The sequence below is a fragment of the Roseimicrobium gellanilyticum genome, assembly GCF_003315205.1.
Lineage (GTDB): Bacteria > Verrucomicrobiota > Verrucomicrobiia > Verrucomicrobiales > Verrucomicrobiaceae > Roseimicrobium > Roseimicrobium gellanilyticum.
In genome coordinates this window covers 62,396-87,403 of sequence record NZ_QNRR01000018.1, presented here as the reverse complement: position 1 = coordinate 87,403, position 25,008 = coordinate 62,396, and the positions used below count along the sequence as shown (strand labels likewise).

Annotated in this window: 30 protein-coding genes and 1 other RNA gene; 8 read left to right on the top strand and 23 right to left on the bottom strand. The window is 59.4% G+C overall.

The features are described from left to right. The first annotated feature begins 90 nt into the window (after window positions 1-90). From DES53_RS30190 to DES53_RS30180, 3 genes are all read left to right on the top strand, one after another. Complete coding sequence (locus tag DES53_RS30190; protein WP_113962066.1) at window positions 91-717, top strand: DUF47 domain-containing protein; 627 nt, start codon at window positions 91-93, stop codon at window positions 715-717. 9 nt (window positions 718-726) lie between these two features. Beyond that, complete coding sequence (locus DES53_RS30185; protein WP_113962065.1) at window positions 727-1,788, top strand: inorganic phosphate transporter; 1,062 nt, start codon at window positions 727-729, stop codon at window positions 1,786-1,788. Between the two features lie 296 nt (window positions 1,789-2,084). Next, the gene (locus tag DES53_RS30180; protein WP_113962064.1) at window positions 2,085-2,429 is read left to right on the top strand and encodes a hypothetical protein; all 345 of its coding nucleotides are present in this window, start codon (window positions 2,085-2,087) and stop codon (window positions 2,427-2,429) included. A gap of 251 nt (window positions 2,430-2,680) precedes the next feature. On the opposite strand, the gene DES53_RS30175 is transcribed toward DES53_RS30180, so the two are convergent. The 5 genes from DES53_RS30175 to DES53_RS30155 form a co-directional block, all read right to left on the bottom strand. Then, complete coding sequence (locus DES53_RS30175; protein WP_170157546.1) at window positions 2,681-3,028, bottom strand: hypothetical protein; 348 nt, start codon at window positions 3,026-3,028, stop codon at window positions 2,681-2,683. 114 nt (window positions 3,029-3,142) lie between these two features. Then, window positions 3,143-3,592 carry a hypothetical protein gene (locus DES53_RS30170; protein ID WP_113962062.1) on the bottom strand — a complete coding sequence of 150 codons (450 nt, stop codon included), beginning with the start codon at window positions 3,590-3,592 and terminating at the stop codon, window positions 3,143-3,145. A gap of 108 nt (window positions 3,593-3,700) precedes the next feature. Next, on the bottom strand, window positions 3,701-4,096 hold the full coding sequence (locus tag DES53_RS30165; RefSeq protein WP_170157545.1) for a VOC family protein: 396 nt from the start codon (window positions 4,094-4,096) through the stop codon (window positions 3,701-3,703). Window positions 4,097-4,199: 103 nt separating this feature from the next. Next, complete coding sequence (locus tag DES53_RS30160; protein ID WP_113962060.1) at window positions 4,200-4,862, bottom strand: response regulator transcription factor; 663 nt, start codon at window positions 4,860-4,862, stop codon at window positions 4,200-4,202. 6 nt (window positions 4,863-4,868) lie between these two features. After that, window positions 4,869-6,845, bottom strand: a complete 1,977-nt coding sequence (locus tag DES53_RS30155) for an ATP-binding protein (protein WP_170157544.1) — start codon at window positions 6,843-6,845, stop codon at window positions 4,869-4,871. A gap of 198 nt (window positions 6,846-7,043) precedes the next feature. Here DES53_RS30155 and DES53_RS30150 point away from each other — a divergent pair, with 198 nt between their 5' ends. After that, complete coding sequence (locus DES53_RS30150) at window positions 7,044-8,687, top strand: beta strand repeat-containing protein (protein WP_170157543.1); 1,644 nt, start codon at window positions 7,044-7,046, stop codon at window positions 8,685-8,687. A 134-nt stretch (window positions 8,688-8,821) separates the two neighbouring features. Here DES53_RS30150 and rpsU read toward each other — a convergent pair whose 3' ends face one another. Beyond that, window positions 8,822-9,079 carry a 30S ribosomal protein S21 gene (gene rpsU / locus DES53_RS30145; RefSeq protein ID WP_113962058.1) on the bottom strand — a complete coding sequence of 86 codons (258 nt, stop codon included), beginning with the start codon at window positions 9,077-9,079 and terminating at the stop codon, window positions 8,822-8,824. Window positions 9,080-9,225: 146 nt separating this feature from the next. On the opposite strand from rpsU, the gene DES53_RS30140 reads away from it, so the two are divergent. After that, window positions 9,226-9,672: a thioredoxin family protein gene (locus tag DES53_RS30140; protein ID WP_113962057.1), complete on the top strand. Its 447-nt coding sequence runs from the start codon at window positions 9,226-9,228 to the stop codon at window positions 9,670-9,672. A gap of 18 nt (window positions 9,673-9,690) precedes the next feature. Here the strand turns inward: DES53_RS30140 and DES53_RS30135 are convergent, their stop codons facing one another. From DES53_RS30135 to DES53_RS30125, 3 genes are read right to left on the bottom strand one after another with little or no spacing between them, the layout of a single operon-like run. Continuing rightward, entirely contained in the window at window positions 9,691-10,500 is an 810-nt protein-coding gene (locus DES53_RS30135) for an HAD family hydrolase (protein WP_113962056.1), read from the bottom strand. Between the two features lie 9 nt (window positions 10,501-10,509). Beyond that, the gene (locus DES53_RS30130; protein WP_113962055.1) at window positions 10,510-12,087 is read right to left on the bottom strand and encodes a hypothetical protein; all 1,578 of its coding nucleotides are present in this window, start codon (window positions 12,085-12,087) and stop codon (window positions 10,510-10,512) included. An 18-nt stretch (window positions 12,088-12,105) separates the two neighbouring features. Then, a complete protein-coding gene (locus tag DES53_RS30125) occupies window positions 12,106-13,164 on the bottom strand; it encodes an OmpA family protein (RefSeq protein ID WP_113962054.1) in 1,059 nt (352 codons plus the stop codon). A gap of 184 nt (window positions 13,165-13,348) precedes the next feature. Between DES53_RS30125 and rnpB the strand changes: the two genes are divergently transcribed. Beyond that, window positions 13,349-13,799, top strand: an RNA gene (gene rnpB / locus DES53_RS30120) — RNase P RNA component class A. Between the two features lie 88 nt (window positions 13,800-13,887). After that, entirely contained in the window at window positions 13,888-14,472 is a 585-nt protein-coding gene (locus DES53_RS30115; protein ID WP_113962092.1) for a DNA-3-methyladenine glycosylase I, read from the top strand. A gap of 84 nt (window positions 14,473-14,556) precedes the next feature. On the opposite strand, the gene DES53_RS30110 is transcribed toward DES53_RS30115, so the two are convergent. Continuing rightward, complete coding sequence (locus DES53_RS30110) at window positions 14,557-14,820, bottom strand: GlsB/YeaQ/YmgE family stress response membrane protein (protein WP_113962053.1); 264 nt, start codon at window positions 14,818-14,820, stop codon at window positions 14,557-14,559. 662 nt (window positions 14,821-15,482) lie between these two features. Beyond that, window positions 15,483-15,971 (bottom strand): hypothetical protein, encoded by a 489-nt coding sequence (locus tag DES53_RS30100; RefSeq protein ID WP_113962051.1) that lies wholly within the window; start codon window positions 15,969-15,971, stop codon window positions 15,483-15,485. Between the two features lie 220 nt (window positions 15,972-16,191). On the opposite strand from DES53_RS30100, the gene DES53_RS30095 reads away from it, so the two are divergent. Next, the gene (locus DES53_RS30095) at window positions 16,192-16,518 is read left to right on the top strand and encodes a hypothetical protein (RefSeq protein ID WP_147263719.1); all 327 of its coding nucleotides are present in this window, start codon (window positions 16,192-16,194) and stop codon (window positions 16,516-16,518) included. A 42-nt stretch (window positions 16,519-16,560) separates the two neighbouring features. Here DES53_RS30095 and DES53_RS30090 read toward each other — a convergent pair whose 3' ends face one another. The 12 genes from DES53_RS30090 to DES53_RS30040 all read right to left on the bottom strand — a co-directional run bounded on the left by DES53_RS30090 (window position 16,561) and on the right by DES53_RS30040 (window position 25,005). Then, entirely contained in the window at window positions 16,561-16,749 is a 189-nt protein-coding gene (locus tag DES53_RS30090) for a hypothetical protein (RefSeq protein ID WP_113962049.1), read from the bottom strand. 122 nt (window positions 16,750-16,871) lie between these two features. Next, the gene (gene ruvC / locus DES53_RS30085; RefSeq protein WP_170157542.1) at window positions 16,872-17,387 is read right to left on the bottom strand and encodes a crossover junction endodeoxyribonuclease RuvC; all 516 of its coding nucleotides are present in this window, start codon (window positions 17,385-17,387) and stop codon (window positions 16,872-16,874) included. Window positions 17,388-17,454: 67 nt separating this feature from the next. After that, on the bottom strand, window positions 17,455-17,931 hold the full coding sequence (locus DES53_RS30080) for a hypothetical protein (RefSeq protein ID WP_113962047.1): 477 nt from the start codon (window positions 17,929-17,931) through the stop codon (window positions 17,455-17,457). A 23-nt stretch (window positions 17,932-17,954) separates the two neighbouring features. Continuing rightward, window positions 17,955-18,614, bottom strand: coding sequence for a polysaccharide biosynthesis/export family protein (locus tag DES53_RS30075; protein ID WP_113962046.1), 660 nt, complete (start codon window positions 18,612-18,614; stop codon window positions 17,955-17,957). A 95-nt stretch (window positions 18,615-18,709) separates the two neighbouring features. Continuing rightward, a complete protein-coding gene (locus tag DES53_RS32650) occupies window positions 18,710-18,898 on the bottom strand; it encodes a hypothetical protein (RefSeq protein WP_147263718.1) in 189 nt (62 codons plus the stop codon). 27 nt (window positions 18,899-18,925) lie between these two features. Then, window positions 18,926-19,159 carry a hypothetical protein gene (locus DES53_RS30070; protein ID WP_113962045.1) on the bottom strand — a complete coding sequence of 78 codons (234 nt, stop codon included), beginning with the start codon at window positions 19,157-19,159 and terminating at the stop codon, window positions 18,926-18,928. 263 nt (window positions 19,160-19,422) lie between these two features. Beyond that, a complete protein-coding gene (locus DES53_RS30065) occupies window positions 19,423-20,286 on the bottom strand; it encodes a sugar phosphate isomerase/epimerase family protein (RefSeq protein WP_170157541.1) in 864 nt (287 codons plus the stop codon). After that, complete coding sequence (locus DES53_RS30060) at window positions 20,283-21,482, bottom strand: Gfo/Idh/MocA family protein (protein WP_113962091.1); 1,200 nt, start codon at window positions 21,480-21,482, stop codon at window positions 20,283-20,285. Before DES53_RS30060 ends, DES53_RS30065 begins: the two co-directional genes overlap by 4 nt. Before the next feature lie 79 nt (window positions 21,483-21,561). Then, window positions 21,562-22,503, bottom strand: a complete 942-nt coding sequence (locus DES53_RS30055; RefSeq protein ID WP_113962043.1) for a hypothetical protein — start codon at window positions 22,501-22,503, stop codon at window positions 21,562-21,564. Further along, window positions 22,500-23,354 (bottom strand): aldolase/citrate lyase family protein, encoded by an 855-nt coding sequence (locus DES53_RS30050; protein ID WP_113962042.1) that lies wholly within the window; start codon window positions 23,352-23,354, stop codon window positions 22,500-22,502. Before DES53_RS30050 ends, DES53_RS30055 begins: the two co-directional genes overlap by 4 nt. Window positions 23,355-23,375: 21 nt before the next feature. After that, window positions 23,376-23,900: a cupin domain-containing protein gene (locus DES53_RS30045; protein ID WP_113962041.1), complete on the bottom strand. Its 525-nt coding sequence runs from the start codon at window positions 23,898-23,900 to the stop codon at window positions 23,376-23,378. Between the two features lie 115 nt (window positions 23,901-24,015). Further along, the gene (locus tag DES53_RS30040) at window positions 24,016-25,005 is read right to left on the bottom strand and encodes an FAD:protein FMN transferase (RefSeq protein ID WP_113962040.1); all 990 of its coding nucleotides are present in this window, start codon (window positions 25,003-25,005) and stop codon (window positions 24,016-24,018) included. Window positions 25,006-25,008 lie beyond the last annotated feature (3 nt).

The window sequence follows — 25,008 nt, the reverse complement described above, 5'->3', positions numbered from 1 at the left end:
TGCTGGCAGGAGGCGGCCAACCCGAAAACCAGCTTGCAAAACCGTCACCAAATGTCACTTGACCACCCGCCATTCACTCCCGCCCCACCCATGTTCAGCCTCTTCAAGAAAGACGACACCTTTTACACCTTGCTGGAGGCCAGTGCGGCAGAAGCGCGCAATTGCGCTCTCCTTCTCAAGGATGTGATTCCCCATCTGGGAGGTGATACCAGTGCCCAGCTCGACGCCATTCGCCAGAGCCGGCGCAAGCACAAGAAGCTGACTCAGGGCATTACCGAGGAGTTGTGCAAAACCTTCATCACGCCGCTGGATCGCGAGGACATCGAGTCCCTGAACAGCGCGCTGAACAAGGTCCCCAAGACGGTGGAGAAGATTGCGGAGCGGCTTTCCGTCTGCCCCGTGCAGTTCACCCATGACATCGTGTCCAAGCAGATCTCACTGCTGGAGCAGGCCACAAACGAGGTTATCAGCATGGTGGGGCTCCTCCGCAAGAAGGCGTCGATCGATCAAATCCAGGACATGCAGGATCGCCTGCAGCACATTGAAGGTGACGGCGACAAGATGCTCATGGATCTGCTGAAGCAGCTCTACAACGGCAAGATAGAGCCCATTGAGGTCATCATTCTCAAGGACCTCTACGAGTTGCTGGAACGCGCCATCGACCGGTGCCGCGATGCCGGAAACGTCGTCTTCCAGGTGGTGCTGAAATATTCCTAGGCCTGCGTCATGCTCACGCTGTTCATCTGCGTCTTCATCGCGGCGCTGGCCTTCGAGTTCATCAATGGATTCCACGATACGGCGAATGCCATCGCCACCGTGGTCTCCACCAAGGTGCTGACGCCACGCCAGGCCATCCTGCTCGCCGCCTCTACCAATCTCATCGGTGCGCTCATGGGCACCGCTGTGGCCAAGACCGTGAGCGGTGGCTTTGTCGATGCCAGCATCGTCACGCTGCCTACGGTGCTCGCGGCACTGATTGGGGCCATTGTGTGGAATCTGCTCACGTGGTGGCTCGGCCTTCCCTCGAGCTCCAGCCATGCTCTGGTGGGTGGGCTCTGTGGCGCTGCCATTGCCACTTCCGGTGGATGGTCTGCCCTCATCTGGCATGAAGGCAGCAACGGCCTCTGGCCCAAGCTGATCAAACCCATGGTGCTGTCGCCCCTGATTGGCTTCTTCCTGGGTGGCCTGATCATGTGGATGCTCATGGCGCTCCTGAAAAAGAGCCGTCCCAGTACCGTGAACAAGATCTTTGGCCGGCTGCAGATCGCGAGTGCGGCCTTCATGGGTTTCAGCCACGGCGGCAATGATGCGCAGAAGACGATGGGCATTCTCGCGCTGGCCATGTTCACAGCCACGAGCAGCGGCGCGTTCGAAAGCCTGCCGGATAGCTACGGCTTCCTGAAGATGCATACCCTGGGCAAAGAGTCACCCATCCCCATCTGGCTGGTGATCCTTTGCGCCATCACCATGTTCGCCGGCACGGCGGCAGGTGGCTGGCGCATCATCAAGACCATGGGGCACAAAATGGTGAAACTCATGCCGGTGCATGGGTTCGCGGCGGAAACAACCGCTGCCATCATCATTGAAACCGCGAGCAAGCTCGGCATTCCGCTTTCAACGACACATGTCATCAGCACCAGCATCATGGGGGTGGGCGCCACGCACCGCTTCAGTGCTGTGAAGTGGGGCATCGTAGGCCGCATCCTTTGGGCGTGGGTACTCACCCTGCCCATCACCGGAATCCTTGGCTACTGGATGGTGAAGCTGCTGCACGCAGTGGGGTTCTAGCAAGCAGGACGGGTAGCGTGAGGAAGTGGGTCGGTGTGGTCTCCTGAGTGGGAGCTGATACCCCCACAGACTCAGAGCTGACCTCGAGGACTGGGATGAGTTCCAAGATGCTTTTCCATCTTGGTGTAAATCGCATTTCCTTCTGCTGCTTCGTTGCTTTGCGTTTCACCTTTCCGGCGTCAGAGGGACCCCTTGTAAAAGCTGTCCCATCGCGTGACAGGCAATAGTTTTCCAAATGCCCGAACAAAGTTCTGGAGGGACGCGTCGAATCCCAGCGTCAACAAGATCATCCTTCCATGAAAAAACTCATTGTGCTTCTTAGTGCGATTGGTGCCTTTTCCTTCATTCCCCTCACTACCGCCCAGGCTGGCGGCAACCACTATCGTCTCACTGGCTACACCCCCTGCGGCCAGCCCATCTACGCCTACTTCCACGTCCATGGGTACAACCATTGCGGTCAACCGGTTGGCCATTGGGTGACCCAGTACCCAAGTTCCTGCGGCTGCAACAGCAGTCACACCTGCAAGCCCGTGCATATCCACGACGGTCATGCGCACTCCTCCGGGCACCATCATCACAAGGGTGGCCAGGTCATCATCCAGTCCTCCGGCAGTGGCTGGGGATTCCAGGTGGTGAAGTAATCCCCTGGAACTGCATTTCTCGTCGGTGTTGTAAATGGTGATGGGCGGGCAGCGATGCCCGCTCTTCATGTTTCCGAACGAGCTTCAGACGTCCGTACTACATGGGCCACTTACTGTTTTGTAGAAAAACCTGCCGGACATCACAGCCCGGAAAACAGGAGCTCCAATCGAGGGAGCCATTGACGATGACGATGACTTTCACGCGTCAGAGAGTTGCCTGGCGCGTGACACGTGTCATGCCCCGAACTCAATCAATCCTCCTTGTAGGTCAGCCTGCTGCAGAAGAAGCCCACAAAAAAAGAGGCTGAGAACGTGTAGGGGACAGCCTTGGGAAGTTCCAGCTTCCGCAGCACCGGGATGATGACAAGCCCACATGCGACGAGCACCGAGGCCAGCAGCGCTGCCCTCGTGGCATCCAGAATGTTCAGCAGGGCGGTTGCCACAGCGGAGCCAAGGAAGCATCCCACCATGACAGGAATGAGGGGGGCTGCCGTAACGCCTGGAATGCCCGTCATGCGGGTGCAGATGATCCAGGCGCATCCGGCGGACAACACAAGGCACAACACGACGGCAAGAACGATCTTCGAAGTACGGTCCACGTTATAGGGGGTTGGGGTGCAGGGTTTCTTGGCGAAACCGGGACATCCTTTCAGATCTCCGCCAGATTTCCACGAAGAATCTCGCCAATCAGCGGCATCCTCCTGAACGGGGCATCAAGGTCGCGACTCAGACAGTTCTTCGTGAATGAGCCACGCACCGTCCTTGTTGGGGCCGACAAGAAGTGACAGCGGGCTGGAATACTTTTTCAGCTCGGAGTACCGCGTGGCGGTCACTCGCACCTTATCACCTTCCTTCGCGTATTTGACCTCGCTGTACTTGCTGGTATCGCCTCGCTCCTTCGCCACAGGCATCACCTGCCGGATGATCCCCTTGTAGGCGGGCGCAGGCAGAGTCATCACGCGTTTCTCACCACTTGGCATCACTCGCGTGTTTTGTATTTTGGCATCATCCGAGTACAGATCCGCGACCGCGGGGTCGAATGCTGCTTGGAGCGCCACATAGCGATCGAAACACTGCCTGGCATCATCAAGCGAAGTTTCGGTCGTGAGTGCGGCGGTGCATACGAACAAGGCCATGAAGGTGGCGAGAACGGGCGTGCGCATACCGGGAAGTGGGAGGTGGCTCTTCATGCGTAGACTAGTGCGGCTTTGCGAAGGATGCAGAGCTTTAATCTGACACTTCAGCCATCCTTCCGCATAGGTGAACTTTCTTCAGGATTCTTGCCTGTCTTCAAGCGGCAGATCGTTTTTCGGTTCGGTGCCAAGCCACAACACATTGCCATCAGGATCTTCAAACTTCATCTCGTAGGCCCACGAGAAATTCCTCGGCGGCTGCTTCACTTTTACTCCTCTGCTGGCATAAAGATCGAACAAGGAATCATCCTCCAGGCCGATCCATGCCCAGGCGGGCGTCCCGGCCACCTCGCTCTGTTGCAGCATGATGGCACATCCGTCACGTGACACGGAGCAGACGGTGTCTTTGGCACCACTGCCCCAGTCGAGCCGGAATTCAAGGATCTCGGTATAGAAGGCAATGCTGCGTTTCAGATCCTGCACCGGTAACACCGGGATGGTGCATTCCACGAGGCGGTCGGCGCGGCTCATCATGCATCCATCTTCCGATTCTGCCATTTTGCTACTTTCAATTTTGCGGGATCAAATTCTGCGTATCTCAGGGGAACACCCCGGAGATCGCCAGCACGTCGATGGACTATCCCTGCTCCGCGAGCCCGCGATACTTTGCCACGGCCTGGCCGCGCGACTGCACATGCAGTTTTTCGTAGATGCGTCGGATGTGGGTGTTCACCGTGTGGGTGGAGATGCCGAGTTGGTCGCCGATCTCCTTGTAAAGGTAACCTTTGGAGAGGAGATCAAGCACCTCGACTTCGCGCGGTGCGAGCGTGGCGATGTGAGCGTTGGCCGGTGGTATGTCCGTCGTCGCCGAGGTGTGCTTCTGATGGAAGAAACTCACCACACGTCGTGCAATCTCCGGTGACATGGGCGAGCCTCCGCCGTGCGCTTCCATGATGGCGGCGATGACCTCTTTGGGCGGCGTCCGCTTGAGCAGGTAACCGGAGGCTCCGGCCTTCAACGCGTCAAAGATCAGCCCGCTCTCTTCATACATGGTGAGCATGAGGCAGAGCACCTGCGGATGGAGGTCTTTGATGCGCCCCACGAACTCAATGCCGCTCATGCCCGGGAGGTTGATATCTACCAGCAGAACGTGCGGCACTTTCCCCCGCAATGCCTCCAACGCGGCTTCAGCGGTGCGATGATGCTGGAGGCATTCCACCTCCTTCGACAGGGCGAAGTAGCGTTGAAGCGCCGCCGCGAAGGACGCATCGTCTTCGATCATGGTGATGGTGACAGGCACGGGAGATCAAAGTGGGACTTGCAGTTCCACAAGAGTGCCACCGCCTGGACGATCTTGCACGCGGCAATGTCCGCCGAGGGAGGCGAGCCGCTGTCGCATGTTGTCGAGGCCGTTTTTCTCCATGCCTTCAAGATTTCCGGGCAGTCCCTTGCCGTTGTCCGCGATCGTTGCGGTGAAACGTCCGTCCGTATGACGCAGGGTGAGGGCTACTTCAGTAGCTTGGGCATGCTTCACCACGTTTTGCAGCGCTTCCCTGAAAGCCAGATGAATTTCATGACGCACGTGGGAGGATACGATCTTCTCCGGCCACTCGTTCGGCACATCCTGGCGGCAGACGATGCCCATGGGCGTCAAATATTCGCGGGCCACTTGGGTGAGATAGCCCGCCATGTTCGCGAGATTGTCGTTCCTCGGATTTACGGCCCATACCACAGCATCCAAAGCGGCCACACTGGACCGGGCGGTGTCCGTGAGTTGCTTCAGCCGCCCGCGCGCAGTGTCATCGAGAGCCAGTTCCTCGGCCACGATTTCGTGCAATACGGCAAGTTGGGTGAGCTGAGACCCCACAGCGTCGTGCATGTCGCGTGCGATGCGGGCGCGTTCGTTGGACAGCGCATTGCGCCGTTCCAGCTCTGCGACACGCCGCGCCATGATGCGGCGGCCGATGTACCAGGCCAGCCCGGCGGCCAGGATGATGGCGAGTGCAACTAGGGTGCCCAGCACACCTCCGCGTTGCCAGAACGGCACGGGCACGATGAGAGGCACACGGTATTTGGCATCGCCCCACTCGCCGTCCGATTGGCGGATTTGCGCCTGAAACTCATACTCTCCAGGCGGGGGACAGCGACTCTCCACCTCGGCGCTGGCAGTGCCTGCGAGCCACTCGTCGTGAAATCCCAAGATCCTCCAGTGCCTTCCGAGTGTGACGGGATCTTCAGGCTGGGGGTGTTCGATGGCAAAGGTCATCCATGTCGCGCCGGCGGGGACGGTCAGGGACGTCGTCGCCCGTGTGCTTCGTCCTTGTGCTGTCATCACCACGCCGAGCGGAACCATGATTTCATAGGCCTCCATCTCAGTGACCTCCAGCACGGCTTGCTCCTCTACAGCGGACAGCTTCAGATAGCGCCCCGCAAAGGTGCCTTCACCGCCTGTTGCCCGGATGAGCACGAGGGAGTCGTTGCTAACTACTGAGGAGATGGCCTGCGCGCGTGCGTCGGAGCGCCAGATGGGTAATGCGCCGTCTTGGTTCGAGTCATAGACCTCCAGCCGCATGGCAGGCGTGGTCGCTCTGCCCATGGCTGTGGAGCGCAGGCGGATGCTCACGTGATCCAGGTTCCGGTGCTGTTTCAGATCGACCGTGAACTTCCGTGTGGAATTCAAAGACACCACGTCATCGAGTTGTCCGTCCGTCAGAAAACCGGCGGAGACGGCATGGCTGCCCTGTGACGTGATCTGTACGGGGCATCCAAGCGCCACATTGGTGGTGAGAGTTGTGGCGCGTTCGACACGCAGCGATGGCATTCGAAGGTCGGAGGGGGTCCCGTCCAGGCTGCGGATGTCGATGGCCAGTCCGGTAATGTCATTGGCCGGAAGACCCGCATCCACGCCCAGCTGCGTGGCGTCCATGAAGTTGCGAAGTTCAATGCCATCGCCAGAGCGCGCCAGCGATCCCTGACTCGCGCCAAAGTTCGATGGGAACATGGGCCGCCATGCGCTGCCAGAGCTGGGATTTCCATCCGTGGTGGCCAGAAATCTCACAGTGCATGAGGAAGGCCCAGGGGCAGACGCTTGAAGAGTCAGCGAGATACGCAGGCGCTTGGCGGAGACGGGTTCATTCAGCCGGATGATCTGCCGGCCTGCCTTGGCGGGAGGGGCGATGGCCAGAGGCTCCATCATCTGCCATGACAACTGGGCATGCGCATTTCCCGCCATCAAAGCCAGCAGCAGAAGGATCCAGAAGAAGCAATCTGGTAAGCGGTTCATCTCACATAGGAACCTTCGCACAGGCCGGGCCGAATCGCGACCCATGACGCGTTCGTGGGCGTGTAGCGAATTTTCGCGACATGTGAAAAGCATCGCGATGCGGAAACTGGTGGCCGTCCTGCTTGCAGGGCGTCGGATTTCGACCGTCCCAAAATGAAGGCCCCAGCACGTCCGTTTACTTGCCACATTCTTGTCGTCATGCTGCTCTGGTTTCCGCTTTCTTCGGAAGGTGGTACGGTCACATGGGATGGTGACAATGGCACCAGTTTTGCCGACCCTTTGAACTGGTCTGGCGACGTGGCTCCGGCCAACAACCTCACGGGTGACATCGCGGCCATCGTGGCCGCCGCGAACCAGCCATCACTCTCAGGCACATACTCGGTGCTGGGTGCGACGATGGGGGCCGGCACCTCGCTCAGTGGTTCAGGCACGCTGATCCTCGGCACATCAGGCCTTAACGCTGCGTCCGGCACGGCTTCAACGCTCTCCTTGAGCAAGATCCAACTCGGGGCCAATGCCACCCTGGCCTTGGCGAACACGGTGACCGTTTCCAGCGGCGTGGAGATCGATACCAACGGAAAGAACCTGTCGGTGCAAACCAATGCCACCAGCGGGCTGAATCTTTCCAATGCCGTCATCACGGGGAGCGGCAATGTGACGTTCCAGGCAGGCTCTGGCAGCCGCTCGATCACGGTGGGCGGCGCCAACACGTTCACGGGCGCAGTGGCAGTCACCCAGACGAACCTGATCTTCACCACCCTGGCCAATGGGGGCACGGCGAGCAGCTTTGGCGCAGGCACGGGCGATGTGACTCTGGCAGGCTCCGCCAGCTTCATGGGGATCACGAACATCGGCGTCGGGGGCTCCACGGATCGCCTCTTCAAAGGCAACACCACGGGCAGTGCCGGGATCACCAACAATGGAACTGGAGCACTGCACTTCAACAACACCGGCACCTATGGCAGTATCGCGCTGACCTTGAGCGGTAGCTATACCGGAGCCACGAACACCTTTGCGTCGATCATCACCGGAATCGCCACCTTGAGCAAGCAGGGCAACGGCACCTGGCGCATCACCGCCGCCAATACCTACACGGGAACCACCTCCGTCAGCGGCGGTGCTCTTCAGGTCGGCAGCAGCGGCACCGGTACCACTGGCACCGGTGCAGTCTCGATTGCCAACAGCGGCAGCACCATCCTGGGTACAGGAGTGATTCGCGGCAACACTTTCACCGCTGCCAGTGGCACAAACATCCGCCCTGGTGACAGCGTGGCAGACTCGTCGCATGGTACCCTGACCTTTACTCCCGCCGCTGCTTCAGGCAGCACGCATAGCATTCAGGGAAATGTGATTCTCGGCATCAGCAGTGCCACTTCCAGACTGAATCTCACCGGTATCACCATCGGCTCAACCGAGTACCATGCGATGGTTGATGGCGTGAGCGGCGTGGGAGCCCACGACCGGCTCGTCTTCAACAATCCTGATGCCGGCACGGGCTACAATCTCGACTTCATCACCGTCACCGGGAAGCTGAGCGTCGTGAGCAGTGGCTACACGCCTGCCTACGGCGACGTGATCAATCTCATGGACTGGGGCAACCTCGTGACCTCAAACTTCTCCGGGTTCACCTTCAACGGTGGCTATCTCACCGGCAATGGCGACGAAGGTACGGATCTCGATCTGCCTGACCTGTCAGGCACAGGCCTGTTCTGGGACTTCAGCCGGTTCACGACCTCTGGAAACATCGCCGCTGTCCCTGAGCCAGGCCGGGCATTGCTCTTGCTCGCGGGACTTGCGTGCGTCGTGTTTCGTCGCCGGGCTCGTTTGTGGGTGCGGGCGTGAGGGTGTTGCCGCCCGGTGCGAGAAAGCCTGCGCCCATATTCATGCGCCGCCTCCGTGCAGGCACTCCACAAAAACAAAAAACCCTCCCGCATTGCGGAAGGGTTCTTTGGAAAAGAAATTTCTGTCCGGGCAGCTTAGGCCTGGGCGGCAGGAGCGGGAGCTTCGGCGGCCACAGCCTTCTCGCCAGCGGCGGGACGGTTCATCGTGAAACGGAAGCGGATCTTGCCACGCTTCGCGGCAGCACGGGCCTTGCGGCGGAGCTTCTCCTTGGGAGTTTCAAAAGCGCGCAGACGACGCACTTCGTCCAGAATGCCTTCGGATTCGAGCTTGGTCTTGAGACGCTTGAGGGCGCGGTCTACAGGTTCACCTTTTTTGACCTGAACTTCGGGCATGGGAAACGGGGACGGGTTGGGAATTAAAGATTCTGAAAAGCGGGTCATCACCCTAGCCCGGCTCCAAGGTCCGTCAAATGGAAACATTTTCTGTTCTGAAAGCTATTTTTGGAGCATGCATGGGATGAAATTCACCACCCACGCCTATGAAAACACGCCTCCTCGCTGCTCTTTTCACCGTGTGCGCCTTGCTTGGAACCAGCCAAGGTGCTGATCGTGACAAGCTTACCGACATCAATGCCGGACTTGCTCAAGCCAAGACGGAAAACAAACTCCTGTTCGTCCAGTATGGCCGGGAGGCGTGCGGCAACTGCCAGGCGCTCAAAGGCTACATCAAGGACCGATCCCTCCGCCTGTCCGAGTCCAAGTACGTCTACGTGGATGCCAACTGCGACGACTCCAGCACCTCCCAGGCCTTCCGCAGCAAGTTCAAAGTAGAGGGCAAAACGCTTCCCTTCGTCGTGGTGGCGGCTCCAGATGGAACCCAGCTCGCCGCCCGGACTGGCTACGGTAGCGTGAAGGAGTACGAAGACCTCCTGAAAGAAGCGCAGAAGGCCTCCAAGAGCGCCTCATCAAGCGCCTCGAAACCCTGAAGAAATGGGGCCGCAGACCTACCGGCGCGGTCGCTGCTGGGCCTGCCCGGCCGGGAAGTAGTAGTTCAGCGACTCCATCATGCCCTCGCTGGCCGTCCGGCTGGCGAGGTAGCCTCCGTGCGCTTCCACGTGTGCCTTCACGGCGTCGAGCGAGTTTGAGGGGCAGGCAATGCAGCCAGCCACCCGGTGGTCCAGCATGGAGAGATCGTTGTGATTGTCCCCAGCGGCGAAGATCCGCTCGCGGGGCACCTTGAGCAGGCGGGCCAGTTCCATCAGCGCCGTGCCCTTGCTGAAATCCGCGTGGGAAAAGCGCAGGTAGCGTCCGTTGCGGTGGTACCCGATGTCCGGCTGCTCGGCGCGCCATTCTTCGATGACGACACAAATTTCATCCAGCTCGGCCTCATCTCGCGCCACGATGCCTACCTGACCGAGGTCTCCGCTGAGGAATTCCGCATGCGTCTGTGTACGCACGTGCTCCTGGATCCCATTGAGGAAGCGCACATGCTTTTCCATGAAGTGGTCATGCGCCCGCCGTGCGCGGGAGTTCCAGCTTCCGAAGTCGGTCCATGCCCTGAAGAATCCCGGCCGGTAGATCTCGCACTCCTGTGCAATGATGTAGTCCGGCAGCATGAAGATGTTGTGCTGGGCCAGGCCTTCAAGCGTCTGGCTCAGGCTTCGTCCCGTATTCACCACCCAGGCAGCGCCGCGGCGGCGGAAGTCGCGCAGCATGTCACCCATGGCAGGATGAAAGGCAGGGTCGCTCTCGTGGTGCACGAGCGTGCCGTCGAAGTCAAAACAGAGCAGGAGACTGGGAGACGAAGCCGCCATGCTGGGGAATCAAAGGTTGGAAAACAAAGGGGTGCGAAGGATTTCCACAAAACGCCAGGCGATGGCGAGAAAGAGAATCCACTGGGTGGCAAGATACGCCCGGGAAATCCACGGGCTGCCCTGCCGGCGCCGGATGCGCTTGACGATGGACTCCGCTCCCCAGATCAGGCTGAAGACCAGCGGTAGGTACATGGAGAGCATGAAGCGGTCCCCACTGCCCCGCGCGATGGGCGCGTACCATCCGTAGGCAAAGGAGTATATCAGGAGACATCCCACCACGAAGAGCAGGGTGGTCACCGTGCCGTGGCGGAAGACGACATGCCCCGCATGCTCCGGGCGCGGTGTGGCGCTTTGCAGGGCGATGAGCAGTCCCCCCAACACGACCGCCAGGACGCCCAGGTAGATACCACGCCACTCCAGCACCCCGCGCCAGGGCCGTTGATTCTCGATGTTCTTGCTCCGCTTCGTCTGTTTCGGCCAGAGGAATTCGGTGACACGGTTCCATGTGCCGTCCTTCAGACGGGTGACGAACTCCTCGCGGGTGTGGGTCTTGAGGTATTTGCCGAGGGAGGGCTTGTCTGCCGGAAGCATGGCTTCCAACTCGTCCCGGGTGTTGTGCTGATCCATCCACACCACGCAGTCCGGGTCAAACTTGTCCATCCACATCCAGTAGGCGGGGAAGGAGTGTGTCATGCTGCCGAAATGCTCCTGCGAATAGGCTAGCCGCGGCCCGGCGGTGAGCAGGTGCATCATCGCCAGCATCACCACACCTACGAGATGGTTCCTCCAGTGCCAGAGGTTGGTGTCATTCAGCGTGAAGCCACGGCGACGCGCGCTGAGCATCTCCCAAAAGCAACGCAACGTGCTCACGCCCACAAAGACGAGCAGCATGGGGGTGACAGACGCCTTGGTCAGATAGGCCACGCCGCTGAGCACGCCGATGAGTCCGTAGATCCACAGCGTGTTGTGTTTCAGAGCGGAGACACAGGCCACCCACGTGAGGAAAAAGAAGACGAAATACAACGGCTCCGGCTGGAAATAGACTGCTCGCGGCAGCAATGCGCCAAAACCACCGAGCAGCACGATATTCAGGGCTGCCGGAATGGAAAAAATACGCGCCGCGGCAATGCCCAGGCAGGCGAGGAACGTCGCTGTGAAGAATACATTAAACCACCGTCCCCGGTTGAAGAGGGTATACTCCGGCTCCGTCACCCGCTTTGCCACCATGTCCTCTTCCGTGATGGTGTGTCCCGGCTTCACCAGCCATGCGGCGACCCAGGGCCACAGGGGCTGCACTACACCGTCTGTGCGGCGGGGGAAGAAATCGGAAAGCGCGCGCGTGAATCCCTTGCCGTAGTCGGGAGAGAGATCCGGCGCCGTCTGGGTGGCCAGCCGCATGTTGTGCGACTGGTCGCCGCCGTGGATGTCCTTCGGAGTGTAGTTCGTCTGCTGGATAAGCATCCCGCCAAACTTCACATAGATGAAGATGACGATTCCCAGCAGTTGCAGGTACACCAGCCAGCGAAAGAGCGCTGACTTCAGGACATCAATGCGCTTCTTGCGCGCTTCACCGTTGGTCTCCCCCATCGTCCTTGGTGTGGCTGATCAGCGCAGTGGGCGGATTTTGATTTCTACCCGTCGGTTGAGGGCTTGCTCCTCAGGGGACCCGTTCGGATTCACACTTGGCAGCGGCCTGGATTCACCCATGCCGATGGCGCGGATGCGGTCTGTACTGAGATTGAGCGACGTGATGAGCCAGTTCACCACCGCATTGGCGCGGCGCTGACTCAGGTCGAAGTTGTAGGCATCCGAGCCGGTGGTGTCCGTGTGTCCCTCAATGATGAACTGGTTGTTGGGATTCTTCTGGATGAGGTAGCCGAGTTTCATCAGGCTCAGGCGCGCACCGTCCGCTAGCTGGTCGCTGTTGTATTCAAAGAGGAGGTCGGTGGGCAGCATGATGGGGGCTGTGCTGGCATTCACGTTGCCACCCTTGGCGAGAAGGTCTTCGAGGTTGCTGAAGCCCGCCAGCTTCTGCCGCCCGTCGCCGGCCTGGCTCTTGCGGTTCATGTCCTTCAGGAGCTTGCCATCGAGCCCGGAAATTTGCTCTTCCAGCGATTTGCCTGGCAGCACCAGTTGATTCGGGCTTACGGCAGCCTCAAGCGCCGAACTCTTGATGGCGCTCATGGATTCTGCGAGGTCCGGACCGGGAAGGGCATCAGCGATCGCAGCCAGGGAAGGAGCAGAGGCGGGCGTGGAGGCCTTGGGATCGCTGTCCGGCACGCTGAAGTTGGTCACTTTGTCCACGCTCGTGGTGAGGTCGATGGCCCGGTCATCTGGAAGCATGTCCACGATGTCCTGGAAATCTGCCTTCACCTTCGGCTCGGTGGAGGAGGGGGCGATCATGTCCGGGATGTCCTGAATGGGCTTCTGGTCCCTCAGCGCATCCGGATTGATGGCAATGCGTTCGGGGCGCTCCAGCACCCTGGCCTTGGGCAGCATGTTCCGGCCAAAGTCCACATTGCTGAAAAAGTAGAAGAGCCACCAGTGGAAGCCGACCGCCAGGGTGAAGGCGACCAGCAACCAGCCCAAGGCCGACCATGACCACCGCTCCACGCGGAAGGCCGCGCGGCGGTTGCTCTGCCAGGGGTAGGTCGTTTCAGCCATGGGGTGAGGAAAGGGGACGAACTGGGGCGCAGACGGAGGCAGGCGCTGCCAGACCACTCAGGCTAGCACAGCCCCAAGTGATGGCACGCAATTTTGAGATCGACCATTTCAGCCACACTTCTGCTCAACCAACGGAAGTCCCTTATCCCTTGCCCCTTATTCCTTTTCCCTTATGTTGCCCTCTTGGGTCGGCCGGAGGCTGTCGCTGCGAATTCGTGGAAACACGGACCCGCAGAGGAAAGTCCGGACACCTCAGGGCAGCGTGCCGTGCGCAAGCATGGGGGCTGGAAGCGCAAGCGACCGGTCACGGAAAGTGTCACAGAAAACATACCACCAGCGGGCGCCGCAAGGCACCGCAGGCCAGGGTGAAAAGGCGGGGTAAGAGCCCACCGCTCCGACTGTAAGGAAGGAGGCAGGACAAACCCGACGCGGTGCAAGACATAACAGGGGAAATGGCCCGCCCTGGCCGCAAGTCCCGCTCCGGCGGGATGGATAACTCCGGGTATTAGTCGCATCCCGCGTCAGCGGGGCGTGCACCAGTCACTTCGGTGGCGGGTGTGTCGAGAGAAATGACCGCCACCTCCAGCCGCAAGGCTGGAGGCACAAAATCCGGCTTACACCGGCCGTCCCAAGTTCTTCTTCTTTTCGCGGTTCAGTCTTCCAAAGACAGGCGCTTTGCGTGATGCTCCCGCGGGCCCGAGCGAGAGCAGCATTCCTCACGTCATGAAGAAGACATCCTCCAAGAGAGCACCGGAGAAGCGTTGCACCTGGGCTGCCAATGACCCTCTCATGGCCGCCTACCATGATGAGGAGTGGGGACGCCCCGAGCATGACAGCCGGGCGCTCTGGGAGAAGCTGGTGCTGGATGGATTCCAAGCGGGGCTCTCGTGGATCACCATCCTGCGCAAGCGCGACGCTTTCCGCCTTGCCTTCCAGGGATTTGATCCTGAGAAGATCGCCCGATACGGCGCGAAGGATGTGAAGCGCCTCCTGGCGGATCCTGGCATCATCCGCTCACGTGCAAAGATCGAGGCCACCATCGGCAATGCCAAAGCCTATCTCGCCATGCGGGAGGAGGGTATCGATTTCTCCGAATTTCTATGGGAGCTCGCCGGAGGCAAACCCAAGCGCAATGCATGGAAATCCACCTCCCAAGTGCCTGCGCAAACTCCTGCCTCCGTGAAGATGTCTGCCGCACTGAAGGAACGTGGGTTCAAGTTTGCAGGGCCGGTAATTGTCTATGCATGGATGCAGGCAGTTGGCATGGTGAACGATCACTTGACCACGTGCCCGTGGCGGGATGCCTAGGTATAAAAAAAACCGGCTGGAGATTTCATCCTCCAGCCAGTTCACAAGAAACCAGCCAACAGGCTGGCAGACCTTCGATGCGTGCTAGTGGTGCACGTGGCGTCCACCGCCGGTGAAAAGGCGGTACACGACGAGCAGAAGAATGGCGCCGATCACCGAGGCAATGAAGCCTGCGGGTTCACCTTCGCCATACCATCCAAGACCGCGACCGAGCATGCCGGCAACAAACGCTCCAGCAACACCCAGGAACATCGTGACGATGATGCCACCCGGGTCATTGCCCGGCATCAGAAACTTGGCGACTGCACCTACAAGCAGGCCAATCAAGAGCATCCAGAGGAAGTCCATGACGATTGATAGTTAGGGGTTCGTAATCACAGTGCGCGACGCGAAACGCCGCGTTTCTAAAGACAGAATCGTCCGGCGATGCCCTGTCGGTTTGGTGAGGCACGGTGAACCGGGTCGGGAATCCATGCCTGTCGGTGTTCTTAGCTTCCGCGCCTTGTATGGGAGGCGCCGTACTTGCGATTCGCGAAGGCCATGGCGATGAGGCAGAGGCCTACGATGCACAAGGCGACACCAGCGGCTGTCATGGCCACAGTCGGAAGAAGAATAATGCCGAATACACAAAGGACCGACCCTGCTGCTATCCTGCCCACATGGATCTTGGGCTGGTGGACGGGTGCCGACGCCGTGGGAATATCGCTACGATTCATAAGTGCTACCGGGGGTGAAGTGCCTGAGTCCGGATTGCCGGGTCACACTTGTTGAATCGCGCGATGGTCCATGCTTGACCTCCACAACCTCAGCGACAGCGGCCCGATCAAAGGTCTTCCTTACGGGCACCTGAGCACATCCAAAGAACTCATACCGCCCCTCGTGTTGATGATACCCCTCCGCTTCTATATGCTGGGGGTGGCCTCGTTTGAAGGTGACTAGAAACTGTTTCATGGCCCGCGAAGCGTCCATTCTAGCGGGGCCGGCCATCAGGTAGCTACCTTATCGGGGAGTCAGTCCATCACTCCGCTGAATGCCCGGCGAGCATACACCAGGCGGTACTCCTCTACGGTGGAGCGTTGCTTTTCCGCCTGTTGTTGCAGTTGATGGAGGTCAAATCCCAATGCCTCCACCATGGGTGCAATGGCTGCCTGGAAGGCGTGCCATTGCAAGAGCTTGCCCGTGATACCGATGTACAACATTTCGAGTCCCTGCATGATGGCGAGCCCCTGGTGATCATTTTTCGTGCCTCCGAACTTCGGGGAGCTCGCTTTCTCTCCCAGCCACGCCACGGCCTTCTTGATAGCGCCCTCCTTGTAATCATTCGCTTGAAGCAGAATCCTCAACACTTGCTGCTCTTCGGTGATCTCCTCCTTGAGTTCGGCGAGGAAGGACTTGAGCGTGGCATCATCCAGCGCATCGCTCATGTCGTCGATCAATGCGAGTGCAGCGACGGATCCCGCAAGGTGATCGTTGATGTAGATGGCAAGGTTTTGGTACATGGCGGGAGACGGGATTCTGCTACGTGGCAGCCATATGGCTACATTCGCGAATGTGGCTTCAGCTCACAAGTGGGGCAGTTTTTTTTGCAGTCTTGGGAACGGGCGTGGAAAATAGTGACACGCCACCACCACCGAATGGGAGACAAAATGCGTATCGGGAAAGCAAGGCGTCGGTCTCTTGCTTCGTTACCATCTTCCGCCGTCGTACTGGATGGCTGCCATGAGCGCGCAACTTCATCTTCTGCCGCACCCGGAGTGGACGTGTTTCCGGGAGTCCCTGGTGGGGTTGGATGGCAAATCTCTCTGGCTGACCGTCAACGGGCATCGAAAGGGACCTTATCGCATCGCCATTCTTGGAGCGGGCATGGGGGCGCCCGCCTGCCGACGCTATGCCATAGAGCTGATTCCTGACGTGCCGGATGAACTCCAGCCCCTGTACCTGGATCCTCAAGTGGCGGACCACATTACGGGAATGAAAGGTGGTCGTGGGAAGATGATGGAACTCGATCTGGACGAGGTGGCCCCATCGACCGCAGCGGGAAAGTGACGACTTTCCCGACTAACTGCCGGGTAGCGGTGGCCTACGAACTCATCCGCCTTTGGCCGTCAGCTCGCGTTCTGCTTGGGCAATGCGTTGGATGTAGTCGGCTTCTTGCAGGAGCCAGTCATAGCTGTTCCACTGCGGGATGGAGCGGTGTACCTTCAGCAGGCTCTTCAGAAACCTCACACGCCATTGGACATGGGAAAGATTGTCTGTGCGCATTTGTGTGGCATTCATGGCAAATAGACGGGCAGTTGATCGATCTTCGCAAGAAACCGCGCCCCTGGCTCTACGCAGACCTGCTTATTTTCGCGAGACGAGCCCCGACCGGATTGCCGCCGGGGGTAGAGGGTAGTGCTCTAAACCCGCTCCCGCGTGGTTCCGGTGGCGACTTTTCCGGACGTCGCCTGCAAGTGGGCAAGGCCCACCGCGAGTGCGTCTGCGGCATCCGCGGGAGGGGTCTCACGCAGCCGCAGGATGGAGCGCATCATGAAGGCGACCTGCTCCTTGGCCGCTGCACCCTTGCCCACAGCGGCTTGTTTCACTTCCCTCGGCGCATAGTCGTATACGGCGAGACCGTGCTCTGCGGCGGCAATCAGGACCGCGCCGCGCACGCTGCCCAGTGTGATGGCCGTGCGGAAGCTCTGCACATAGATCGTGGCCTCCACGGCGCACTCGGTGGGCTGGTGCTCGCGGATGATTTCCGCCAGGCGTTCGCGGATGGCCACGAGGCAGCCTGAAGCCAGCATCTTTGCGGGATTCTGTATCACACCATAGGTCACCGCGCGTGTCTGGCCGCCCTCGTGATGCAGCACGGCGTAGCCGGTGCACCGCAGCGCGGGATCTACAGCCAGAATGCGGAGGGGATTTGCCATCGTGTCCACGCGGGATGCGTTCCGGATCCTGCCATGGCAGGGTCATCGCATTCCCGCGTTCGCAGCGCTAGAGGAAAATGCGGTCGGATTTCTTCTGCTCCTGCCGCAAGCTGAAGAGCGTGTCCACGGCCAGCCAGCCGGAGCCATTTACCAGCAGGGTGACTGCGACAAGGAAGTAGAGCACCGCAGCCTCCGCACGGAAAGGCAGGTCCGTCTTGTTGCACACCCAGAGCGCTCCCAGCACCACCGGCATGAAGACCACGGAGGAAAAACGGGTTACAAATCCCAGGATCCAGCTCACTGCTGTGAAGGCTGCAATCACAGCGGCTGCTGCCCCGAAAATCTTTCCCATCAGCGGACTGAAGCCCGCCTTCTCCATGGTGGCGATCAAGTCCCACGCCTGCTGATTCCACACGTGCTGCCAGGCGAGTGTCGCCCCCTGCCAGGCATGCATGTAGAGCAGCAGCGCCCCGGCACCAATCCGCAACGGGATGATGCCGATGATTGGTGGAGGAGTGTCGAAGGGAGAGCTGTCGCCGGGCATGCTGCAGGGGAAGGTGGTGGAGCTTACAGCGCGTCGGAGTAGGTCACCACATCTCCTGCTTCCAGTTCGATGTCCGGATTCAGGTAGTCGGAATGGAAAGCCCGCACGCCGTTGCGCGTGACATAGACCGCACGGCCGGTGGCACGTTCATCACGTCCGCCCATGTACTGGAGAATGTTCGAAGGATTGGCGCCGCCGAAATACTGGATCACGCCTTCGTGCTTCACCGCGCCGTGGACAGTGAGCAGCTGGGTGCCTTCCACGGAGATGAGCTGCATGGTGATGAGGGACTCCCCACGCTTTCTGCGGAAAGCCGCTTCCATTTCGCGCACTGCCTGGGAGGCCGTCTTGCCGCCGATCTTGAAGGAGCCGTACTTGCCAAGGTCCACCTTGCCGTGCTCATCCACCATGACTGCGCCCACGAAGACCTTCGCGGGTGAGCGCTGGCCGGCGTACACCGCGAGGTCGAGGGTGTGGCCATGGGCAAGAGGTTGCTTCAGGGACCAGGGAACCTGCGGATCGTTGACCGGGGCGGTCGCATCATTCCCCACAAAGGGGACCTTCATCTTCGGAAGTACGGGCAGATCCACCTTGGGAAGCTTGTCCAGCGAGATGCAACTGCTCAGGGTGAGCGCCAGGGGCGCGGCAGAAAGAAGAAAAAGTCGGACTAGGCGGAGATTCATGGAGCCGCCATCATGGGCAGCACCGTGCGGCTGACAAGCCGGAATATGGGCAACGCTGCGTCATTCAAAACGCAACGCGAAGCACGCGACGGAAACTACTCGATGATGAAGTCGTCTTCGCTCAGGAAATCGTGAGCAGGCACTTCGAGGTCGGAGGCGCTGGTCTCAGGCCCGAAGGCGAGATCGGCAGCAGCCTTGATACCGGACTGGACTTCCGGCGTGAACCACAGGACGGGAGGCCACGGAGAGCACTCGGCATCGGTCATGGTGGGCTTGTTGAACATGGCGGTGTTGGGGTGGGCTGTTACTTTCTAGTCCCTCACCAGCTCTAACTTCCCTTCGCCGTTCAGCCTCCATTCGCGCTCCTTGATATCCTTTTCGGCAATGTGTTCACGGACGCATTTCTGCACCATGTTGCGCACAATTTCCGCAGGGCTGGAGCCATAGAGACCTTTTACCACGAGGTCCTCCAAGTACTGCTTCATCTGAGGCGTGACCGTGATGGTCATGCTCAGGGTTTCCACAGTGTTGGACGGACGCGCCATGATTAAGGCAGGGTTAAGACCCGGTGACGACCGAGTTTTAACCTTGTTCTTAACATGGGTCAATAATAATCCAGGGTTTTTACCCCGTTTCTGCCGTGTTTAAACAGTGCCTTAAGGTTTTTCTGTTCGAGTGAACAACGGTTTGGCGATGCAATCGATCTTGGAACAACCCAGGCACGCCCTTTGGCCCGCGAATACTCATCGCGTGCGCTGGCGTTGTTGGGGGTTCAGAGCGCATAGGCTGATTAATTAGTTAATATATCTTAAGCAAAGACTTTGCGCAAGTGTTCTAAATCATACCTGATGTCCTGTTCCACGCCATTGGGGATTTTCACGCCCTCAATGTGCATCCAGCCGGTGTACCCGATGACGTCCATATCCGCCCGCACCTTGGCGAAGTCGATGGAACCTTTCCCGTAGAGATCGTCATAATCCTTGGCGTGGAATTCGCAGATACGCTCGCGACCGAGACGACGCACGGCGGCGTGGATGTCCTCCGACTCCTTGTGCATGTTTCCCACATCATAGTACACCTTGACGGAGGGAGACTTCACCGCATCCAGGATGCGCTCCAGCACGGGCGCTTTGAGCCAGGATTCGATGCCGTACACAATGCCCGCCTCTTCGGCGCGTGGCGCGAGATCCTTCAGCCGTGCGATCACGGCCTCAATGCCGGGCTCATCATTGCGCAGGTCCCCATTTCCGAAGAAGGCGAGCAAAACCACGGGCGTCTTCAGGCGCTTTGCGACCGGCGCGCTGTCCAGCACCCACTGCCTGGCGTTGTCGTCATTCTTGTAGGCGACGCGATTCAGCACGCCAAGCGCAAGGGACGGGACCTTCACGCCGGTCTCAGCAGATTTGGCAAGGAAGGCGTCCTGCAGTTTTTCATCGTGCAGGGGAAGTTTGCCATTTGGGTGCACCTCACCGCCGAAGTCCACCTGCACGCCATCAAGGCCGATGCGCTTGGCGAGATCGAGCGACTCGGTCTTCGCGGTGAGTTTCAGTGTCCAGTCACAGGCACCGATGCCGAGGAGTTTGCATTTCTTCTGCTCTTCCGCGCCTTGTGAAAAGGAACTTGCGGCCAGCGCAGTTGCGGAGGCGGATTTCAGAAAGTCACGGCGTCTCATGATAGCAGGCCCTCCAGGTTCACGGTCATCACCTCCTTGTTCGCCAGTACTTCCTCCCATGTCACCGTCTTGCCGCCGTAGGCGGCCTGCCGCACCATGATGCCGGTGAGATTGCTGGTGATGCTCGGCTCCAGCGTGGGATTGCTGGTGTCTCCCGAACTGATGGCCTTGTGAAAGGCAGTCATGTTCTCGCTGATGCCGGTGCGGTAGAGTTCCTTGTTCGCACCGCCGCGGTAGAAGGAGTCTTTGCCACCACGTATCATGACATTGCCACCGTATTCGCTGAAGAGCGCGCCTTTGCTGCCATAAAGATCAAACGTGATGCCGCCTGGTGCGCCCGAGGCCTCGAACTGACGTGAGGCGAAGGTCACCCCCACCTGGTTGGGATATTCAATGAAAGCGCTGAAGGTGTCGTTGCAATCTCCCACATCCACCCGCGAGCGCCGTGCACAGGTGCCGGTGACCTTGAGCGGCCCCTTGTTGCCAAAGGCCCAGGCCATCATGTCCAGCGTGTGGATGTTCTGCTCCACGACAATGTCACCGCTCAGCCCCTTCCAGAAGACCCAGTTCTGCAGGCGGCCTTCGGCGGTCTTGTCATCGCCTTTCGCACCGAGACGTCCGGACATGTACTTCGCTTCACCGAACGCCAGATCTCCGAGTGCACCCTTGTGCACGCGCTGCATGGCCTCGATGAAGAAGGAGTCCGTACGCGATTGGAAATCGATGAGGAAAACCTTCTTCTTCGCCCGCGCCGCTTCACCACTGGCCTGGATGCTTTGCACACCCGGCACGTCCACCGCCATGGGTTTTGCAAGGTACACATGCAAACCCGCATCCACCGCGGCCTTCGCCTGGACTGGGTGGAAGTAGGGAGGGCTGATGATGGCAATCGCATCCACGCCGCCCTGGGCGATCATTTTCTCCGTGCATTGCAGTCCGGTGAAGACCTTTTCCTTCCCCAGCTGGTACGTTCGCGCGACCGTCGCCGCCTTGTCCTCGAAGTAGTCCGCTGCGCCGCCGATCTCGAAGTAGCCATTCTCGACAAACATCTTGGCAATCAGCGTGCCTCGACCGCCGCAGCCCACCACGCCGACCTTGATGCGGCTGTTTGCCTGGGAGCCAAAGGCGGTTTTCGCAGAGATGGTGGCAGCGAGGGCCGTGGTGGACGTCTTGAGGAAGTCGCGTCGCGTGTTCATGGCTGGGATTCTTCCAAAGTTTACGCAAAAGCGCCAGACTTCCTTCGGTGAAGAATCCTTCCCTGAGGCTGCGATGAATTCAAGGCGCTCGAAGAACGAGCATGGGCGTGGCGGGGTCTATCTTGCGCTGGGTGCCCACACCTGCGATCCCGTGCTCCCGCAGGAGTCGCTCCGAAATGATCTCGAGTTGCTGGAGGTAGGGTGAGTAGATGCCATCCAGCACGGCTGGCTGGCTCATCTCTGGATAGGTGTAGAAAGTCTGCCAGATACCGCAGTCCCTGCGCGAGACACTGCTGAAGTGAAAGAACACAAGAGGCTCCGCATCGACCTGGGTGCCTTCAGACGCTTGTCGCAACACATGGCGTCCCAAGTTCCAGGGAGCCAGGTTGAAGCCCGGATGCGCAAGTACCTGGACACCCTCGTGCTCCTGGGGCCACGCATTGAGATAGGCCTGATTCATGAACCGGCCATCTTCCACGCGATTGAAGCACCACTCCAGACAACGTGTGGCCCAGTCGGCCAGCACTGCCTTGCCCCGGGTATCGTGACGCCAGAGTCCGAAGCCGGCGTTGTAAGTGCCGTACCTCTCCAGCTCAATGGTGTCGAAGCTGAAACGATGCGGACTCAGAACCGTGGATGCGTGCGCGGGAATCTCAGCAAAGGCATCCCGTGGACTTGAGAAGAAATACGTGTCCGCATCCAGGAAAGCCACCCAATCATCCTGCGCTACTTCGGTCTCCATCACGTGACGGATGACCAGGGGCTTCGTCGTGGCATAGAACTCCCAGGGCGTGCGTGTTGCCTGCAACTCCACCAGCCTGGAATCATGCTGCAGTATCTGGGCGATGGTGAGTGTCTTCACTCCATCAGGAAACCAGGCGCTCAAGATGTGGAGGATGGTATCATCAAGACACAGCACAGTGGCTCTGGCACCGGGACACCATGCGCGCAGCGATTGCAGCATGGCAATGCCCTGGGCCGCATAGTGGGAGTCAAAGTAAGTGACGAAGTGCGGTGTCACGATCTGGATGACTCATGCAAGTACAGATGATGGAGATGCTCGCGCAGCTCCCTGCCTGCATCTTCCACGTGCTCCTTCGAGCGTGTGAACCAAAAATTAAGTCGCGACTGCAGTCTGCGCACCGCGTCACCAAAGGTGTTTGGAGTCAATCTCTTGTGAAAGCTCCGGGCAATCCACGCGGAGTGGGAGCCCAGGGCGGCGTGACGGGCCAGCACCAGATCAGGTGGCACAGGCACGGATTCCGACACGTCCGGGCTGGCCACGCCTCCAAATCCAAAGGCGCGTCCTGCTTTCCTCGCACGAGCAGCGATGTCATCCAGCGTTGGCGAAGCTACCAGTTGCATCGGATGCCTCATGCCGAGGGCCAGGCTGAGATCATTGAGCCCGACCATCACTTCATCTACTTCGGCGATGGCAAAGATGGCATCCAGATCCTCAAGGCACTCTTTTGTTTCCAGCAGGAGCAACGTTTCCGCACGCCCCGCCACCATGCCCACAAACTCCCGTACCTCCGAGGCATTGCGAAACTGAGGCAGCATGAGAGACCGGGCGCCCGCTTGAAGGGCTCGCTCCACCTCCTCACGGGTCGTGGAGTGAAGAGGATTGATGCGCACAAACGCGCGTGCGTGGTGCAGGACTTTGGCGATGGGGATCAAATCCGCCAGCGTGTGGTCGGAAATGCGGGCATCGGGAACGAAGCCCTGACGCTGGATCTTGCCCATGCGCTCAATATCGACTCCCACACGAGTCACACCGGCGGCGTCCGCAGCCGCCGCCCACGCGGTGTCCTTGGTCAGCAAGGTCAGCGTGAATGGAGGCGTTGCAACGCGCGGTTCTTGGAGAGGGGGCATGCAGTGCGTAGAAAGGTCTTCTCAGAGCAGTCCTGACGGCAGCGCGGGCGAATCCGGGGCCAGCGTCCAGTCGTCTGGATTTTCGTATTCAAAGGGCACATCATTGAGCACGATGTATACGGCCTCATCCGTGCCGATGTTTTTCAAGGAATGCCACACGCCGGGTGGGATGTGCAGGTACCGGGGACGGTGTAGATTGAAATTCATGGCAAAGGATTTGCCCTGGGTGGGGGAGTCCTGGCGTGCATCGTACAGGCCGATGCGAAGAAATCCTCTGACGGGAAAAACAATGTCGCGCTGCACATGGTGGCAGTGCCACTGCGTCACCAGGCCGGGCAGCAGTGAGACGTGTACCACATGGCCTATGGGGAAGGATTCCTCGGCAAACCACTCCGGTCGATAGAGTTCCGTGAGCACGCCGCCGCGGTAGATGACGTTCTTCACATCTTTCACATACACGCCATCGATGGGTGGCGGTGAGATGGGATCCCAATCCTTGTCCAAGGTCTGCCGGGCGCGGGCTTCCTTCAGGATTCCTCCGGCCATTTGAGTGGAATCAGGCGCGCTGGTGGATGCTGTTTTGGATGGCTCTTTGGGAACTTCGCTCACCGGGTTTCCGTAGCGAAAATCCACGGCACGTCAATGCATCTGACCAATGCTCTTACCGGGGATGTGCTCCTGCTTGCTCGATGAACAACGCGTCAATTCCAAGCCTCGCGGCGGTTTCTTTGCCTTCCTTCAGCCCGAGAATGAGCAGGGTCGTAGTCCATGAGTCCGCCTCAAAGCAAGAGTTGGAAATCACGGACACCGAAACCAGCGAGTGAGTCACCGGGCGACCGGTGCGTGCATCCAGCACATGTGGGTAGCGCTTTCCATCGATCTCGAAGAACTGCTGATAGGTGCCGGAGGTGGAGAGAGCCTTGTCCTGCAGTGGCACCGCGCCGGTCACCACACCCTTGTCCGCGTCAGGTTGTTGCACTCCCACCTGCCACGGTGAGCCGTCAGGCTTCATGCCGCTGGCGTAGAGTTCACCGCCCACATCCAGAAGGAAGTTTGGGTGGCCTGTGTCATGAAGTCGCTTCACGAGATCATCGACGGCATATCCCTCCACCAGACCGGAGACATTGATTTCTACATCTGCCTGCGCCTTGCGCAGCATCGGTGGATCCAATTGCACTTCGACCTTCTGCCAGCCCACGCGTGCCCTCGCTGCGGCAATGGCGTCATCGGCAGGAATAGCGTGTGTCGATTTCTTCACGCCGAATCCCCAGAGTTCGATGAGTGGCGATGCGGTCACATCAAACGCACCATGCGTCTCCTTGCTGAGGCGTTGCGCGAAGATCATCACTTCAGCCAGTTCGCGAGGTACAGCCTGCCAGTCGGTGCTGCGTGAAGCATTGAAGCGCGACACCGCAGAGTTTTCTCGCCAGTTCGTGAACAGGGCTTCTAGGGTATCCAGCCGCGACTGCACCATCTTGGAGGCAGTCTCCGTGTTGCCTTCTGCAAGAGTAAGATGCCAGCTTGTTCCCATGGTGGGTCCGCTGGCCTGAGGCAGGCGGTTGTTCCGGGGACAGTCGGGAATCAAGAACAGCACCACGGTCATCGTGGCCGTCATGATCAGCAGCTTCAGAAGTTTGCGTCCGCGGAGCATGGT